The sequence below is a fragment of the Saccharibacillus endophyticus genome (assembly GCF_013185185.1).
Lineage (GTDB): Bacteria > Bacillota > Bacilli > Paenibacillales > Paenibacillaceae > Saccharibacillus > Saccharibacillus endophyticus.
Genome location: NZ_JAAZWE010000004.1, coordinates 297,341 through 314,259 on the forward strand (window position 1 = coordinate 297,341; position 16,919 = coordinate 314,259).

The following is a 16,919-nucleotide window of genomic DNA, read 5'->3' on the forward strand; positions in this document are numbered from 1 at the left end:
TTTGTATAAAAAGAGCCCGACTCCTTTTTGGGGATGTCGGGCTTTTTTTATTGCTCGAAATAGTTGTCGAATCAGGCCCTGCTCTTACGCGCCAAGCGCGATCTCAAACGAATTAACCGTGGCCTATTATACCTCTGGATCAGACAAAACGGGATCTGAACAACCACATTGACTAATGCGCAGATTAGAAAAACAAGCGCATACTCGTCAGGATTGATCCAGATGCAGGCAAAACCCAAGATCGCCATGCCCAAGTGCCCGATCTCCCCGTATTTCGTTTCCAAAACGAATCGATCCGCGTACGCCGGAGTCAGTTCCTCGCTCAGCTCTCTTTTTTGAAAATCCCATAATCCTCCGCCTTCCGGAAGCTTGTCTTTCCACCGGTCGAGACGGATTTTTTTGTACAATTTCCGTTCGAACGGCCGCTCCGCGAAAAACCAATCGTTTTTTTCGTACCAAGACTTCGGCAGGAACCGAACCATATGGGCCGTGCCCAGGCAGCAGACCAACCAAAATACCGTGTTGATCACGATCATCCATATCATAAATCCAGCACTCATTTTTCACCGTCCTTATTCGAAACCGAAGTTAACGATTGAGCCTATGTTTCCATACAAATCTTCTATACCCGAAAGGCTTAAATTAAATTCAAAAAAGCGTGCTTCTGCGAATCGAGAAGCACGCTTTCCTTCTGTCCTACAAAAAGATCAACAACAAAATCCCCACCACGAAACAATAATAAGCGAAATACTTCAAATTCCCTTTCGCCATGATGCCCATGAACCATTTCATCGCGAAATACGTCACGATCAGCGTCGCGACGAAGGCCAGCACGTAAGGCAGCAGCATGCCCGGCGCTTCCGACGTGCTGATGATGTCCGGCAGTCCCAGCACGATCGCGCCGAGGCTAACCGGGATGTACAGCATGAACGAAAATCGCAGCGCCGTATCCTGCTTCATGCCCGTCGCGATCGACGCGATGACGGTCGAGCCGGAACGGCTGACGCCCGGGATCAGCGCGACGGCTTGAGCCAGGCCGACCAGCAGCGCGTCACGGAACTTCAAGTCGCCGTCCTGCTTGCGGCCTCGCATGTTGCGGATCAGCCACAAGGCCACGCCCGTGACCAGCAGCGCGACCGCAACCGTTTTGACCGAGGAGAATGTGACTTCGATCCAGTCCTTGAACAGCAGTCCCACAACCACCGCCGGAATCGTGCCGAGCACCACGTACATCGCGAACATGAAGTCGGATTTGTACTTCGCGTCCCGCGTCCGGATATACTGCCAGGTTCCGACGATCAATCTTCCGATATCATGCCGGTAAATGAACATGATCGCGATCAGCGATGCCGTATTCGTTAAAATTTCGAACGTCAGTCCTGCTTGATCGACCCCGAGCAGCCGCTGGGCGATAATCAGGTGACCGCTGGACGATACGGGGATCGGCTCGGTCGCGCCTTGAACGATGCCCAAGATCAGATACTTGAGCCACAGCCAGGTTTCTTCCATTGTTCTCCCACTTTCTTCTATGTATGGTTTTGCGTTCTGCGGAATGCCGGATGTCCGGCTTCCGTACACATCTCTCTAATTTACCATGAAGACGCCTGCGTGTGAAATTCGCCGGCTGATCGACTATGCTTTTTGCGTTGTAAGCGATCGAAATATCACGAAAAAAGCGGCTTCGCTTGATCGCGCAGCCGCTTTCGGTAAGATTTCGGTTTTGATTATAGCTTCTCCGTAACCTGTTACGCCGTGCCGACCGCGACGGGATTCGCTTCCGGCCGGCCGAACAGATAGCCTTGCGCCAACGAAATGCCCCGGCTGCGGCAGAACTCGTACTCTTCGCGCCGCTCGATGCCTTCCGCAAGCACGACGCCTCCGAACGAAGACGAAATATTGACGATCTCCTCGATGCGGCGCTGCTTATCCGCCGATTCGTCGCAGCGGTCGATCAAGCCGCGGTCGATTTTGACGAAATCGGGACGCAAGTTGGACAGCACTTCCGGCGTCGAAAAACCCGAACCCACGTCGTCCAGCGCCACGGAGACGCCTCGCGAGCGGTATACGTTGAAGATGCGCTGCAAATGCGGCATGTCCATGATCCGTTCGGTCTCCACCACTTCGAACACGAAATCCTGCGGATCCTGGTCGTAGCGCTGAATCGCCGCGAACGTATGCTTCAGGCAGTAATCGGGATTGTAAATGGAAGAAGGCAGAAAGTTGATAAAACGTTTTACGCCGCGAGGCAGCACTTCCGCGCTTCGGCGGATCGCCGAGATACGCGCCGCCCGGTCGAGAAACGAATGCATGCCGGTTCTGCGCGCCACGTCGAACAATTCGAACGGGTTAAAAGGCGCTTCGCCCGGAGCCGCGCGCAGCAAAAATTCGTACGCGACGACCGCTTCCTCTTCGTTGACGATCGGCTGAAGGAAACTCGTGAACTTTTCCTGCGTAATGATGTCGACCATGCCCATATTTTGAAACCGTGCGGCGATCTGCGAAAACGGCAGCCACGGAAGCATCCCCGGCGTATCGCTCTCCCCGCAGATTTTGATTTGAAGCGGATCGGTCCATTCGACGGGCAGGCTGTTCAGCCATTCCGCCATCTCCAAAAATTGTTCTTTGCTCGTATATGAGAAAAAGAGAACGCCGCTTTCGTATCCGTTCCGCCCGGCTTTCCAATTGCGGTCTTCAACCAATCGGTTCAGCATATCGGTGACGGGACGCAAATAAATGGTTCCCCAATCTTCGATCGGTTTGACCGGCTGACAGCTGCTGCATATATGCTCCATGAAGGAACCCCCTAAAACTGATAATTAGCAATTTTCCACTCCGACAAAAACAGTTCGTTTAACCTAGCCAGCAAGCTGTATAATCTCCACCTATTACCCAACTTCCTCCTTTTAGAATCGGTTCTTTCGACTTATTTTTTAATAATTAATCTGATTCGACAACTAATTTTACGCAATCTTCATGAAAAAAAGCTCCGATCCGCCGGATTGCGGCGGTTCGGAGCTTTTATCAAAATGTTCGCGAAAGCCAGACTTAACCTTCCCAAACTTCGACTTCATGCTTGCTTTTCGCATACTCGGCGCGCGTAGGCGTAATCTCGATCACCACGTAGTTCGGGTCGTCCGGGCCTTCCAGCCACTGCTCGAACGTATCGTGCCACAGCTTTTTGCGCAGTTCTTCGTCGCGCGTCACTTTTGCCGTGCCTTCGATCTGCACCTCGTCCTGCGTACCGCCTTGTTCGAAACCGAGCAGCAGCGCCACGTTCGGATTCGATTCCAGCTCCTCGACCTTATGCGTTTTGGCGCTGGTCACGAGATAGACGGTCATGCCTTCATTGAATACCGTCATGTAACGAACCTTCGGACGGCCGCCTTCGACCGTAGCGAAAGATCCGAAGCGGTTGCGTTCCAGCGTTTCCGTGATTTTGCTTTCGAGTTGTTGTTGATCCATGATGGTATAGCCTCCCGTGTCGTGAAAGTAAGATTCTCATCGTGCATAATAGTAAGTACCCGAATAGATGAAAGTGAACCTGCAAACGCCGATTCCCTTTTTACTTTGCGCAGTCTTTCTGGACAGTCTTCTTTTTAAAAGCTATAATGACACCGAAGCAACCCGAAAATTTCATAACCCCCGGGGGGTGTCGGAAGAACGGCCGGCTGAGAGTGTATCCCAACAGATACTGACCCTTATACCTGATCTGGGTAATGCCAGCGTAGGAACGTTTAGCGGAAACGCCTTTTCGACCATATCCCGAGAAGCAGCCGCAGTTGGTATCGACGTTACGCGTCCCGGAATCCGGGACGCTTTTTTGCGTTCCGGCGGGCTTGAAGAAACGGGCAATACGGTTTGAAGGAGACATGAACGCATGATGGGCACACAAAAGGGGAACAGAAAAAGAATGAAGTGGCTGGCTCCGATCGCGGCGCTGATGCTGGCAATTACGGCCTGCTCTGGCGGAAACGGCGGAGGCGCGGCAACGGCCGGAACCGGCGGCGAATCGACGACGGAGGAGACGGGCAGCACGGCCGAACTGCGCGACGTCAGCGTCGTGCTGGACTGGACGCCGAACACCAACCATACCGGACTATACGCGGCGGTCGATCAAGGCTTTTACGAAAAAGAAGGACTGAACGTCAGCATCTTGCAGCCCGGCGCGGGCGGAGCGGACCAGATGGTCGCTTCCGGCGAAGTGCCGTTCGGCATCAGCTATCAGGAAAGCATCACGCAGGCGCGGGTGCAAGGCGTTCCGCTCGTCTCGCTGGCTGCGGTCATTCAACATAATACGTCTGGCTTCGCCGCTCCGACGGATCGCAACATCAAATCGCCGAAAGACTTCGAAGGGAAGCGCTACGGCGGCTGGGGCTCTCCGGTCGAGGAAGCCGTGATGAAATCGATCATGGATCAGGAAGGCGCGGACGTGTCCAAGGTGGAAAATATCAATATGGGCGACGCCGACTTCTTTACTGCCGTGAAACGCGATATCGACTTTGCCTGGATCTTCTACGCGTGGACGGGCATCGAAGCGGAACTGCGCAACGAGCCGATCGATATGCTGTACGTCAAAGATTATTCCGAGAGCCTAGATTACTATACGCCGGTTATCGCGACCAACGAGAAGCAGCTCGCGGACGATCCGGAGCTGGTAAAGGCCTTCATGAAAGCAACGGCTGAAGGTTACCAATACGCCATCGACCACCCTGCCGAAGCAGCCGATATCCTGATCAAAGCCGTGCCGGATCTCGATCCGGAGCTTGTCAAAGCCAGCCAGGAATGGCTCAGCCCGAAATACCAGGACGACGCGGCGCAGTGGGGTTGGCAAAAGCCCGAAGTATGGAAAAACTACGGCGAGTGGATGAGTTCGCAAAATCTGCTTGAAGGCGACTTCGACTCTGCAAAAGCCTTCACTAACGACTACCTGCCCGCTGCAGACGGTAAGTAACATTTTGCAGCAATACACAGACTATCTCTTAATAAAAGGAAGGTTGATCATTCATGGCTACGACTCTGCTCAGCATTCAAGTGATTCCGAAAACGCCCAACGGCGAAGATTCCATTCCTTACGTCGACAAAGCGATCGAAGTCATTCAACGCTCCGGCGTCAAATACGAAGTGCATGCGTTGGAAACGACGCTCGAAGGCGAACTGCCCGAGCTGCTGGAGATCGTGCGGCAGATGCATGAAGCGTTGACGGAAGCCGGCGCGCCGAGCGTCATTTCCCAGATCAAAATCGCGCATTACCCGAGTCCGGACGGCATCAGCATGGAGCGTCTGACGGCCAAATACCGTCCATGACGCGCTCGACGCTCAATCAATGGTTCCGCTCCGCGTGGCCGCCCTTTGTGGCGGTCCTCTTGTTTTTAACGGCTTGGGAGGCGGCGGTACGCTTCTTCGGGATCGAGGCATGGATTCTGCCCTCGCCGTCCGTCATCGCGCAGGAAGCATCAAGCAGCGCGTCGTCGCTATGGATGCACACGTTGTCTACCCTGCAATTGACGCTGATCGGATTCGCGATCGGCTCAACGTTCGGGCTGCTGGTCGCGTGCGCGCTGCATCTGGTCCCGCTGCTCAAGTCGGCCCTCTATCCCCTGCTGATTCTGAGTCAAAACGTGCCGACCATCGCGCTCGCGCCGCTGCTCATGATCTGGTTCGGCTTCGGGCTGCTGCCCAAAATCATCGTCATTACGCTCGTCTGCTTTTTCCCCGTCGCCGTATCGACGATGGACGGCTTTGCGCAGACGGATCGCACCATGTTGAACTATATGCGCATGATCGGAGCGAAACGCACGCAGATTTTTCGCAAATTGGAGTTCCCGCATGCCCTGCCTTCAATGTTCTCCGGCCTGCGCATCGCCGCCACGTACAGCGTCATGGGTGCCGTGATCGCGGAATGGATCGGCGCGCAAAAAGGCATCGGCTACTATATGATTCTGCAAAAATCGGCTTTCCGTACCGATCGGATCTTCGCCGCGATCATCATTATCGTCGTGCTCAGCCTGCTGCTGTTCCTGCTGGTGACGCTGATTGAGCGGCTGGTCGTTCGGGGAGGACGGCGCGGCGCAAGTTCGGAAGGAGGAGAAAGCAGATGAACGATAGGGAAAAAGAAGCGCCGGTCAAGCTGGAACTGTCCGGTCTGCGCAAATCGTTCGGCGGCAAACGCAAACCGCTGCCGGTGATCGGCGGCGTCTCGCTTCAGGTGCGCAAAGGCGAGTTCGTCAGCCTGATCGGCCCTTCCGGTTCGGGGAAAAGCACGCTTTTCCACCTGATCGGCGGTCTGCTGAAGCCTGACTCCGGCGAGATCCGGCTGGACGGTCGCGTCATCAACGGCGAGCGTGGCCATATCGGCTATATGCCGCAGCAGCCTGCGCTGTTCCCTTGGCGCACTATTGAAGACAACGTCGTGCTCGACCGCGAGGTGAACGGCGCTCCGCGCCGCGAATCGCTCGAAGAAGCCAGACGTTGGATGGAACGTGCCGGACTGGCCGGATTCGAAAAAGCGTACCCGCACACGCTGTCCGGCGGCATGCAGCAAAGAGCCGCGTTCGTGCGCTCCCTGCTCAGCCCGCATGAACTGATGTGCCTGGACGAGCCGTTCAGCGCTTTGGATGCTTTTACCCGAAGCGAGATGCAGGCTTGGTTATTGGACATCTGGGAAGAAACGCGCCGCTCCGTCCTGTTCGTGACGCATCATATCGAAGAAGCTTTGCTGCTGTCCGATACGATCTACGTTCTGTCCGGCCGGCCTTCCGAAGCGATGCGTCGCATCGAGGTTCCTTTTCCAAGACCAAGGCGCGAAGAGATTACGGAAACGCCGGAGTTTCTGTCGCTGCGCCGCGAGCTGACGAATCTAATGAAGGAAGAACAGCGCAAAAGCACCGGAATGCCGAGCGCGCGCCAAAACTGAATTTCGCCTAAGGAGGAAAACCGTCCGTCATGCATGCCGCCGACACGAAAGCCGGAAACTACGGATTAGCTGATACCCATATTCATTTGGAGAAATACGAACCGGAACAAATCGCCGCTATGCTCGAAGAGTTTCGGGCTGTCGACGGCGAGTTCGTCGTCGCCGTCTCGATGGATCTCGAATCCGCCCGTCGAACCGAAGCTTTGGCCGAGCGTTACCCGAACCTTGTCCGTCCCGCTTACGGCTTCCACCCCGAACAGCCTCTGCCGTCCGCCGAAGACGAAGAAGCACTGTTTGCCTGGATGCAAGAGCAAGCCTCGTTATCCGTCGAATCGCCCGAGTCCAAGCTGCCCCTCTCCCGCATGACCGCCGTCGGCGAAGTCGGACTGCCTTATTACACCCGTCTTGAAGCCAATGAACGCGGCGAGACGTTGGACGAAGACGGATATGTTCGGCTGCTGGAACGCTTCATTATGTTCGCCGCAAAGCATGATCTTCCCGTCATCCTGCATGCCGTCTACGAAGACGCCGACATCGCCTGCGACCTGCTCGAACGCCATCGCGTCAAGCGCGCCCATTTCCACTGGTTCAAAGGTTCCGAGTCCACAGTCAACCGAATGATCGCAAACGGCTATTGCATCTCGTTCACGCCGGATCTCCTCTACGAAGAAGAAATCCGCGCATTGGCCCGCCTTTACCCGACCCGCTTAGTCATGACCGAAACCGACGGCCCTTGGCCGTTCGAGGGATCTTTCGAAGGCCGAACCACCCATCCGTCCATGACCGAAGCGGTATGTCGCGAGTGGGCGAAGCTGCATGGTTTGACGCAGCAAGATGCCCGACGCCAATTGATCGAAAACGCTCGGCTTTTTTATGGTCGTCATTCTTTGGACGATTGATTGAAATCCTGTTCGCGAAAGAGCCGAAGAGCGGAGGGAGAAATTCGTTCAATACGCTGTCTCACCCGGAAAGTTGAATTGGATTTGAATAAGGATCTTTCCGGGTTCAAAGGCGTCTCTCACTGAATTTCTCCCTCCGCTTACCATTCTTTCGGAAACAAAATTACAAGTTCAGACAAAAAAGACGATTCCGTCTACAAACGGAATCGTCTTTTTTACAAGCTAACAGCAGGCACTCCCTGCTAGGGTTTTAAGAAAAATGCACGTGCAAAAACAAACCTGCACTTTAGATTGCTATTTGTAGTCTGCCCTTGATCTTGCCCTTTCCTACCTACCCCCAAGCAGAAAGTGACATAGGGGCGGAGGGAGGTTTCGTGTAGAAACCGAAGACTTTCGAAGAAAGTCACATCGAAAGCATACGCTATAGTTCGCCTTTGAAATTGGGAAGCCTCAACTTAAAATCCAATTCAGCTTCCCAATTTCAACAAGCGATCGAAACGACACCTCCCGCAGCCCCCGCTCCCACTAAACTTTCTCTAAAACACCCTTCACCAGTCCGACGAAGTTCTCGCGAACGCGTGCCGCGACTTCGATGACTTCTTCATGGTTCAGCGGTTGATCCAGGATGCCGCAGGCCATGTTGGTCAGGCAGGAAATGCCCAGCACCTTCATGCCGCCGTGCACGGCCACGATGGCTTCCGGAACGGTCGACATGCCCACCGCGTCGCCGCCCAGCGTGCGGATCATGCGGATTTCCGCAGGCGTCTCGTAAGCGGGACCCGTCCACCAAGTGTATACGCCTTGTTGAAGACCGATGCCTTGTTCGGCCGCGACTTCTTGAGCCAAGGCCCGCAGTTCCGGGTTGTAGACCTGCGACATGTCCGGGAAACGAACGCCCAGTTCGTCGTTGTTCGGCCCGATCAGCGGGTTGTTGGCTACCAGGTTGATGTGATCGGTAATCAGCATCAAGTCGCCCGGATTGAAGCTGGTATTGACCGCTCCGCAAGCGTTGGTCACGATTACCGTTTCCACGCCGAGGGCCTTCATCACGCGAACCGGGAACGTCACTTCCGGCAGCGTATAGCCTTCGTAGTAGTGGAAACGGCCTTTCATGGCTACTACCGTTTTGCCTTTCAATTGTCCGATCACCAGCTCGTTGGCATGGCCCACCGCTTCGGACTTGGCAAAGTACGGGATTTCGGCATATGGAATCACGACCGCGTTTTCGATCTCGTCCGCAAGCGTACCCAGACCCGAGCCCAGAATCAGGCCGATGGTCGGTTGGTGCTGCGTTTTACCCGTGATAAAGTCGCGGGCTTCCAAAATTTCTTGTGTTTTTTGCATGATGAATCCTCCTTGGATGGTGACTTCACGAACGACGTGCCGCTGCAAAGCTTAGACGAATACGAATCCCGCTAGTAGCTTGTCTAGGATTAATGAATGGTTTCGCCCGCCTGAAACGCACTAGAACCATGCGCGTTTCAAACGAACGTAAACCTGCAATTTATTCAAGACAAGATACTAGTACCTTGTCAACTCTTAATCCGAGGTTATGTTCGACTGAAATGTACACGCTTTAGGTGCGTTTTAGTCGAACATAACCTTACTTTTAGCGTTGACAAGGTACCAGCCGCGGCTCGCCCAGGGCGTGTACGCAAACCTCTGAAAACCGAAAAGATTTTTAGCAGGTTTGCGTACACGCCCTCAACCAGTTTACCGGGAGAAGCGTTGCCTGTAAACCGTGGCTTCTCGCGCTTGCTCCACGCTTGTCTTCAATGAAATTTTTCTAATCAAGATTTCATATTCTGCCTGCTGGAGATCGGGTAAAATTCAAGCAAGGATATACGCGCAAGCCGCACCGAAAACGAAACGCGGCAGCCCGACGCCCCGTATATCTTTCATCGCCGGAGCATCGATTGGATGCGGCGCTCACACCCAAGGAGGAAAATGATATGTTCAAAAAAATTGTAGATAAAATTGTCCATTCCGCATCAAGTTCCAGCCACAAACGAGGGTCGAGCAGCCACCGAAGCCGCCGTTACCGCGGCTCCAGCAGCGATCGCCCAAGATACTCGCGCTCCTCGTCTTCCAACCATAAACACGGCGGGTACGGACGTCACGGTCATTCCTACTATAAAAGAAAATCCGGAAGCTCCAGTTGATCCGCAGCAGCAGCGGCAGCGTGTACGCCGGCAGCGCAAACAGGCCGTTCTCCTCGTCGCAATGACGAAGGGAACGGCCTGTTCGTGCGTGTAAAAATGAACGATCAATCGTTACGAAGGGCGTCCAGGCTCTCACTAATTGCCTTCTGTGCTTCGCCCGTGTCCGCAAAAGGCGTATCCAAGCGCAGCAAACGGCGCAGCAGCCTTTTCGTCCGTGCCGATAAATCCAATTCGTCCTCCCATGAGGGCTCGCCCGATTCCGGCAGCGGCACAGGCATGCTTTTCCCTGCCGCAAAAGCCGCTTCCCGATCACGGGGATGCGAGACCGCATGCGAACTCGGCGAGTGTTGAAGGAGCTTTGAAGCAGGAGAAGTCCCTTCGCCCGGCGGCGCATACCCGGAGTAAAGCATATAAAGCAGCAAATGCCCCGCATCCTCCAGGTCCGAGTAGATTCGGGCCGGCATCCGTCCTTCTATCAAAGAACCGTCCGGCGCTTTGACCTCATCTTCACCGATTCGACGCGCCAGTCCGAAATCGATCAGATGAATGCCCTTTTCGTCCATCATCACGTTGGGAATGCGGATATCGAGATGAACGTAGCCGCGGGCATGCACATATCCGATCAAATCCAGCAGTTCCAGCGCCCAGCGCAAGCAATCCGCTTCGTCGAACACTCGCCTTTCCTCGAAAATCAAATCTTCCAGCGTTCGGCCCCGTATATAATCCGCCGCCAGCCAGTCTCTTTTTCGATATTTAAAAAAGTCTTTGCAGCGCGGAATGGACGGATGTTCCATCGCCAGCAGCGCATCGCGTTCCCGCCTCAGCAGCAGCCCCGCCAATCGGCGCCGACTCGGCTTGGCCTGCTTCAGCGCTACCTCGCGGCCGTCCTGCCGATCGATGCAGCGATAGCTCAGACCGTAACTGCCCATGCCCAGCAGCTCGGCCACTTCGTAACGCTCGCCGATCCGTTGACCGGGTTGAACCGGGTAGTCGCGCCAAGCTCGGATGAATTCTTTGATGGATTGAAGCATCCTGCACTCCTTCATGCGGCTATGCCGATTGTGATCGAACCCGGCACATCCGCTTCATATGCTGCTTATTGTTTATTAAAGCCTTTGCTCTCCAAAAACGAACGCAGCTGCAACCGCGACGGGTTGGTTAATTTGGCCGCCATTTGCTCCGACCACGAAGTCGTGCGCTGGCCGTTCGTGCGCGCCGTAATATAACGGACCGCCGTCTCGTCGTAAGCCTGTACGCCGCGCTCGTTTTGTTCAACATGGTAACCGTTCATATGCAATACGGCTTCCTGCGGAAGGCGAGGACGCAGACCGGCCCCATGATTCGGGTCCGGATAGCCCACGCACATCCCGAAGACCGGATAAACGTATTCCGGCAGGCCGAGCAGGTCCGAGACCGTTTCGATTTGGTTGCGAATGCCGCCGATGTACACGATGCCGAGTCCCAGCGATTCCGCAGCCACGGCCGCGTTTTGTGACGCCAGCGCCACATCGACCGTTGCCACGACGAAGTTTTCGGCGGCTCCCTCGTAAGAGGATGCGCCCGGTTGATGCGTCTCGGCTGCTTTTTTCAATCGGGAGAGGTCTGCGCACCACACCAGGAATACCGGGCACTCCTGAATATAGGCCTGATCGCCCGCGCATTCGGACAGCTTATTTTTCAAGTCGGGATCGGTAACCGCTACGACGCTGTACGCCTGAACGTTGCTGGAGCTGGACGCCATTTGCCCGGCAGCCACAATCGCCTCAAGCTGCTCCTGCGAAACGGGTTGATCCGTATATTTGCGAACGGAACGGTGATTCATTAACAGGGAAATCGTATCGTTCATCGAAATGCCTTCTTTCCGTATGGAATCTGTAAAACCTCGGTACGAACTTTTGCTTGGCGCATATTCGCGTCGTTTCTATTATGAAACCCCGATGCGGTCCTTGCAAGAGACGTCAGATCGCATACTTGTCCCGCTCCCTTCCAAAACGCAAAAAGGCTCCGACTTCAAGCATGAATCCCGTTTCGGATCGATGCTTATGCCGGAACCTTTATCCGCCTTGCCTGTATTCTTATTCGCCATACCCAAAGTGAGTCCCACGCTCCTTCTTCTCCGATAACGGTTCATTAGAAAGCGTATTCATAAAATCAGGCCGGAATGAATCATGGCTTGAGGCGAAGTTTAACGGTTTAGGCGACGGATATTCACTGCTTGGCTCATCCGTTTCCCGAACGAGCATTCCCGAGGGATCGCGCAATGCCTGAATGAGCGCGAAAGCGGCGGTAAACGGCAAATGTTGCTGGACTGCCCGGCGGCTTCTGCTCATTCCTTTTCCTCCTCACGTGATCTTAAGCGACATCATGATTGAGCTTTTTGTATATTTAACGTTTGTTGTAGGCTTTGACTCACGTTTTATGGAAATTACAGGGTGAAAACTCGAAAACGCTGACACACGTTCGTCAAAAATAGATTCGGTATCACGATTAAGGGAGTAGGCATCACCTTATGAGAGCCTATTCTTCCACCCACGGATTGCGCACGTCACGGAAAGCTTCGACCGACTTGGTGAGTGTTCCGCCGTTTTGTTCAAGTACCCTTGTATAATTGCGCAGCATCTTGGTGAACGGAGACTGGCTTTTGGTTCGGATTTGCTTCCGATACGCCGCTTTCGCTTCGGGATCGATCTTGCGCGTATCGTAATCGAACAGAGGCACGTTATCCGTGCCGTATAAAACAATATACAGCGATTGGTCATACATCTGCTGCACGGTTTCCGTCTCCGGCGTGTTCGGATAACTTACCAAATAGCGGCTCTGGCGTTCCGCCCTCTCGACCAACTCCTTCCAGCTCACCATCAATCCCGCATCCTTGGTCAGTTCGCTGACCGTCTCGTCCGAACGAATCTTGAGATAATCGGCGTAACGCCCGGTCGTTCGCGAGGCTTGCTTCATGTAGCGCAAATAATCGATTTTCGGGAAAAAGTAGCCTTCCGTCGAGTCGAGCACGTAGCCGTTGTTCTCGATCTCCGCCAGCAGCTTATCCGCTTGAGCGTTGCCCGTGCGCGTTCCTTTTTTCCAATCGCCGTAAATGCCGTCCGTGTTCATGAGCGCATCCTGAATCGGTTCCCGGCTCAACGCTTCTTCCAAGCCCGGCAAACGCTTATTCTGTACCGTCTCCAAACGGCGCAACCAGACGGTCACGGATGCCGGGGATGAAGATGCCGCGTTTTTTTCGATATAGGTCCACATTCCGGACACGTCGCTTTTGGCGGATACGGCATTGAAACCGGAAGGCGCAGCCGCAGCTTCAACGCGTTCTGCCGGCAGAATCGAACCGGTCAGAGCGGTCATCAGCGCCATGGCAGCCAAGGCCGGGATTTTTTTGCGGGTACGCTTTTTAGGTTCGTTCATCAAAAGGCCTCCTCGGAATAGGGATCGTTGCGAAATTGCATTCATGTAAACGAATTCATAATCTTTTGCCTATAATACGCACGAATTCGAAAACGGACTCGGAGATTCGAAAATTTTATTCAATATGCGAAAATAAAGATAACAAAAAGCGACGTTAGGAGCTAAAAAACTCTTCACGTCGCTCGCTTACTTGTATTTTACCGATTCAGCTTCACTCGCTGCAAGCGCAGCGCGTTCAGCACAACCGACACCGAGCTGAAGGCCATCGCCGCTCCGGCCAACCAAGGAGCCAGGAAGCCGATTGCCGCGATCGGAATGCCGACCACGTTATAGCCGAGCGCCCAGAACAGGTTCTGGCGAATATTGTCCATCGTACGGCGGCTCATCAGGATGGCATCGGCGACGCTGTTCAGATCGCCGCGCATCAACGTGATATCCGCAGCTTCCATCGCCACGTCGGTGCCCGTGCCGATGGCCATCCCCGTATCCGCTGTCGCCAACGCCGGCGCGTCATTGATTCCGTCCCCGACCATGGCGACTTTGCGGCCCGCTTGCTGCAGCTTTTTCACTTCTTCGGCTTTGCCTTCCGGAAGGACTTCGGCCAATACGTCATTCTCGCGAATACCGGCCTGAGCTGCGATTGCAAGTGCGGTCGCCCGATTATCGCCGGTAATCATGATGACGCGCAGTCCCATTTGATGCAGGCGGCGAATCGCTTCCGGCGACGATTCTTTGAGCGTATCCGCCACGGCCACCACGCCCGCCAGTCGGCCGTCGATCGCGACCAGCATCGCCGTCTTCCCTTCGTTTTCGAGGCGTTCCATATCCGCTAATGCGGAAGCCGCTTCGATGTTGCGCTCTTGCAGCAAACGACGCGTCCCGATCAGAAGTTCGCGTCCCGATACGACAGCCGTAATCCCGTAGCCGGGCAGCGATTCGAAGCTTTCGGCTTGAGGCATCGAAATTCCGCGTTCGCCGACGCCCCGTACCAATGCTTCAGCCAAAGGATGTTCGGACGCATTTTCCGCCGCTCCGACCAGTGCCAGCAGTTCGTTTTCCTCTACGGCATAGGCGACGACATCGGTCAGTTCCGGTTTGCCTTTCGTAACCGTGCCTGTCTTGTCCAAAACGATCGTATCCACGCTGCGCGCGGTTTCCAGGTGTTCGCCGCCTTTGAACAGAATGCCGAACTCGGCCGCGCGACCGGAACCTGCCATGATCGAAGTCGGCGTAGCCAGGCCAAGCGCACAGGGACAAGCGATAACCAGTACGGCGATCGCTTTTTCCAACGCACCCGGGAAATCGCCGGAATCGACCGCGAAATACCAGATCGCGAAGGTCACGATCGCTATACCCACGACGATCGGCACGAAGATTCCGGAGATTACGTCGGCCATGCGTTGGATCGGAGCCTTCGACCCCTGAGCTTCTTCCACGACGCGCACGATCTGTGCCAGCGCGGTATCGCGTCCGACCTTTGTCGCTTTGACCAGCAGCGCTCCGTTTTTGTTGATCGTGGCTCCGGCAACCGACGAACCCGGCTCTTTGCCGACCGGAAGGCTTTCGCCGGTCAGCATCGATTCGTCGACGGAGGAACGCCCTTCGGTCACGGTGCCGTCCACCGGAATTTTCTCGCCCGGACGAACGCGCACGATATCGCCGACCGCGACTTCTTCGACCGGAATTTCGGTTTCCGCCCCGTCCCGAACCACGATGGCCGTCTTGGCTTGAAGCCCCATCAGGCTGCGAATGGCATCGGACGAGCGGCCTTTGGCTCTGGACTCGAACCATTTGCCGACGAGAACCAGCGTGATCAGCACGGCACTCGTTTCAAAATACAATTCCGGCATGCCGTGACCCGCCATGTTCATGGCATCGTGTCCGGCAGCATCGCTTGGGGTACCGCCGCCGATTGCCCACTGAATGGATAGATACAGACTGTAAAAGTAAGCGGCAGACGTGCCCAGAGCGACCAGTACATCCATGTTGGCACTACCGTTACGCAGCGCTTTATAGGCGCCGACGTAGAACTGCCAGCCGATGATGAGCTGGACCGGCGTGGCAAGAGCCAGTTGGAACCATGGATTCATGAAAATCTCCGGTACATAAATAAACGAAGTGAACGAGAAATGTCCGGCCATCGCCCAGAGCAGAGGCAGCGAGAGCAGCGCGGAGATGATCAGCTTGGTGAGGCGTTTACGATCTTCGCCGCCGCGATCGCGTTCTTCGCCCTCCTGCTTCAGCTTCGCCCCGTAGCCGAGCTGCTGGACTTTTCGCATGATGTCCCCGGAATCGAGCGCGCCCGGCGAATATTCCACGTGCGCAGTCTCCAGGGCAAGATTGACGCTGGCGTTCAGAACGCCGGGCATGCGGTTCAAGCCTTTTTCGATCCGGGCCGAGCAAGCCGCGCAGGTCATTCCGGTGATGTCGAAGTCGGATGCGTCTTTGACCGTGCCGTAACCGAGCGATTCGATCTTGCGTTCGATCTCGGCGATGTCGGTTTCTTTCGGATTATAATCGACGGATGCTTTTTCCAGCGCCAGATTGACGTTGGCCGCGGCGATGCCGGGCATCCGGTTCAAGCCTTTTTCGATACGGTTGGAGCAGGCTGCACAGGTCATGCCGCTAATTTGCAGGGTAGCTTGTTGGGTGCGGGCATTGGGCGACGATGGCGAATCCGGTGCCTGTGTTTGGGTAGACATGGGGGCGACCTCCTTTTTGATTTTCCACATACCCTTAGGGGGTATGTTTCACGGCTGAGAAAAGGCCGAATTCGGCCTTGAGCCGAAACCGATCCGCGATGTCGAAGTATTGTACTTTTAACGGAATCACATGACGCTAGAGGCAAAAATCGGCCGTTTAAAAATTCTAACGGAACGAGGCGACGCTTAGCCGAGAAAATCGTTCCTTTTGTTGGATTTGAGTCCTATTTTGACGTCTAAGCGTTTCTAGGATCCGTTACGTTTGAAAGCTGATCCGAATCAGGCGTTTAACGGACATGCGATCCTTTAAAAATCGGACGCCGGCAAACAGAAAAGTCCGACGAGGTTATGACCTTGTCGACTCTTAATCGGAGGATTACGTTCGAATGAAACCATGATTCCGGTAGAAACTTCGTACACGGCTTAGGTACGAAATTTCTACCGGGCGTAACCTTACCTTTGGTGTTGACAAGGTACGATGATCGGCTCGACGGACTTGATGAGGCGTGGATTAGACGATGTCGTAGCCTTGGTCTTCGATTGCCGCTTTGATCGCGTCCAGGCTGACAGTAGCTTCGTCATAAGAGACGTCTACCGTTTTCGCGCCGAGATCGACCGTACCTTGCGCTCCGGCTTCTTTTACCGCGCCTTCGACAGCTTTGACGCAGTGGTTGCAGGACATGCCTTCGACGTTAAGGGTTGTAGTTTGCATGGGTGGTTCCTCCTTGGGAAATGGGATTTTAAAAGCTTTCGTCAAAGTCGCTAATGGAAGATTGCGAACATTTTTACTGTTCGTAACCCTGATTGGAATCGCTCTCCGGATACCTTT

16 protein-coding genes and 1 riboswitch are annotated in these 16,919 nt (G+C 54.7%); of the genes, 5 read left to right on the forward strand and 11 right to left on the reverse strand.

Annotation, left to right across the window (positions count from 1 at the left end):
• Nucleotides 1-71: 71 nt before the first annotated feature.
• The 4 genes from HRQ63_RS16010 to HRQ63_RS16025 form a co-directional block, all read right to left on the reverse strand.
• Nucleotides 72-560 (reverse strand): glycosyl-4,4'-diaponeurosporenoate acyltransferase CrtO family protein, encoded by a 489-nt coding sequence (locus HRQ63_RS16010; RefSeq protein WP_172245547.1) that lies wholly within the window; start codon nt 558-560, stop codon nt 72-74.
• 136 nt (nt 561-696) lie between these two features.
• Nucleotides 697-1,509 (reverse strand): undecaprenyl-diphosphate phosphatase, encoded by an 813-nt coding sequence (locus tag HRQ63_RS16015; protein ID WP_172245549.1) that lies wholly within the window; start codon nt 1,507-1,509, stop codon nt 697-699.
• 236 nt (nt 1,510-1,745) lie between these two features.
• Nucleotides 1,746-2,792, reverse strand: coding sequence for an EAL domain-containing protein (locus tag HRQ63_RS16020; RefSeq protein ID WP_172245551.1), 1,047 nt, complete (start codon nt 2,790-2,792; stop codon nt 1,746-1,748).
• A 253-nt stretch (nt 2,793-3,045) separates the two neighbouring features.
• Nucleotides 3,046-3,462, reverse strand: a complete 417-nt coding sequence (locus tag HRQ63_RS16025) for a pyridoxamine 5'-phosphate oxidase family protein (RefSeq protein ID WP_172245553.1) — start codon at nt 3,460-3,462, stop codon at nt 3,046-3,048.
• Nucleotides 3,463-3,635: 173 nt separating this feature from the next.
• Nucleotides 3,636-3,748, forward strand: a riboswitch (TPP riboswitch).
• A 162-nt stretch (nt 3,749-3,910) separates the two neighbouring features.
• Here HRQ63_RS16025 and HRQ63_RS16030 point away from each other — a divergent pair.
• From HRQ63_RS16030 to HRQ63_RS16050, 5 genes are read left to right on the forward strand one after another with little or no spacing between them, the layout of a single operon-like run.
• The gene (locus HRQ63_RS16030; protein ID WP_229714226.1) at nt 3,911-4,951 is read left to right on the forward strand and encodes an ABC transporter substrate-binding protein; all 1,041 of its coding nucleotides are present in this window, start codon (nt 3,911-3,913) and stop codon (nt 4,949-4,951) included.
• Between the two features lie 53 nt (nt 4,952-5,004).
• Nucleotides 5,005-5,304, forward strand: coding sequence for a thiamine-binding protein (locus HRQ63_RS16035; protein ID WP_037285198.1), 300 nt, complete (start codon nt 5,005-5,007; stop codon nt 5,302-5,304).
• Nucleotides 5,301-6,098 (forward strand): ABC transporter permease, encoded by a 798-nt coding sequence (locus tag HRQ63_RS16040; RefSeq protein WP_172245557.1) that lies wholly within the window; start codon nt 5,301-5,303, stop codon nt 6,096-6,098. Before HRQ63_RS16035 ends, HRQ63_RS16040 begins: the two co-directional genes overlap by 4 nt.
• Nucleotides 6,095-6,913 (forward strand): ABC transporter ATP-binding protein, encoded by an 819-nt coding sequence (locus tag HRQ63_RS16045; RefSeq protein ID WP_172245559.1) that lies wholly within the window; start codon nt 6,095-6,097, stop codon nt 6,911-6,913. The genes HRQ63_RS16040 and HRQ63_RS16045 overlap by 4 nt, the downstream gene beginning before the upstream one ends.
• A gap of 29 nt (nt 6,914-6,942) precedes the next feature.
• Nucleotides 6,943-7,812, forward strand: a complete 870-nt coding sequence (locus HRQ63_RS16050) for a TatD family hydrolase (protein WP_172245561.1) — start codon at nt 6,943-6,945, stop codon at nt 7,810-7,812.
• Between the two features lie 525 nt (nt 7,813-8,337).
• Here HRQ63_RS16050 and HRQ63_RS16055 read toward each other — a convergent pair.
• From HRQ63_RS16055 to HRQ63_RS16085, 7 genes are all read right to left on the reverse strand, one after another.
• Nucleotides 8,338-9,156 carry a purine-nucleoside phosphorylase gene (locus HRQ63_RS16055; protein ID WP_172245563.1) on the reverse strand — a complete coding sequence of 273 codons (819 nt, stop codon included), beginning with the start codon at nt 9,154-9,156 and terminating at the stop codon, nt 8,338-8,340.
• A gap of 922 nt (nt 9,157-10,078) precedes the next feature.
• Nucleotides 10,079-11,005 carry a serine/threonine protein kinase gene (locus HRQ63_RS16060; protein ID WP_172245565.1) on the reverse strand — a complete coding sequence of 309 codons (927 nt, stop codon included), beginning with the start codon at nt 11,003-11,005 and terminating at the stop codon, nt 10,079-10,081.
• A 65-nt stretch (nt 11,006-11,070) separates the two neighbouring features.
• Nucleotides 11,071-11,820, reverse strand: a complete 750-nt coding sequence (gene nfsA / locus HRQ63_RS16065; RefSeq protein ID WP_172245567.1) for an oxygen-insensitive NADPH nitroreductase — start codon at nt 11,818-11,820, stop codon at nt 11,071-11,073.
• A gap of 229 nt (nt 11,821-12,049) precedes the next feature.
• On the reverse strand, nt 12,050-12,304 hold the full coding sequence (locus tag HRQ63_RS16070) for a hypothetical protein (RefSeq protein ID WP_172245569.1): 255 nt from the start codon (nt 12,302-12,304) through the stop codon (nt 12,050-12,052).
• A 187-nt stretch (nt 12,305-12,491) separates the two neighbouring features.
• The gene (locus HRQ63_RS16075; protein ID WP_172245571.1) at nt 12,492-13,388 is read right to left on the reverse strand and encodes a hypothetical protein; all 897 of its coding nucleotides are present in this window, start codon (nt 13,386-13,388) and stop codon (nt 12,492-12,494) included.
• A gap of 197 nt (nt 13,389-13,585) precedes the next feature.
• The gene (locus HRQ63_RS16080; RefSeq protein ID WP_172245573.1) at nt 13,586-16,090 is read right to left on the reverse strand and encodes a heavy metal translocating P-type ATPase; all 2,505 of its coding nucleotides are present in this window, start codon (nt 16,088-16,090) and stop codon (nt 13,586-13,588) included.
• Nucleotides 16,091-16,601: 511 nt separating this feature from the next.
• Nucleotides 16,602-16,802 (reverse strand): copper ion binding protein, encoded by a 201-nt coding sequence (locus HRQ63_RS16085; protein ID WP_172245576.1) that lies wholly within the window; start codon nt 16,800-16,802, stop codon nt 16,602-16,604.
• Nucleotides 16,803-16,919 lie beyond the last annotated feature (117 nt).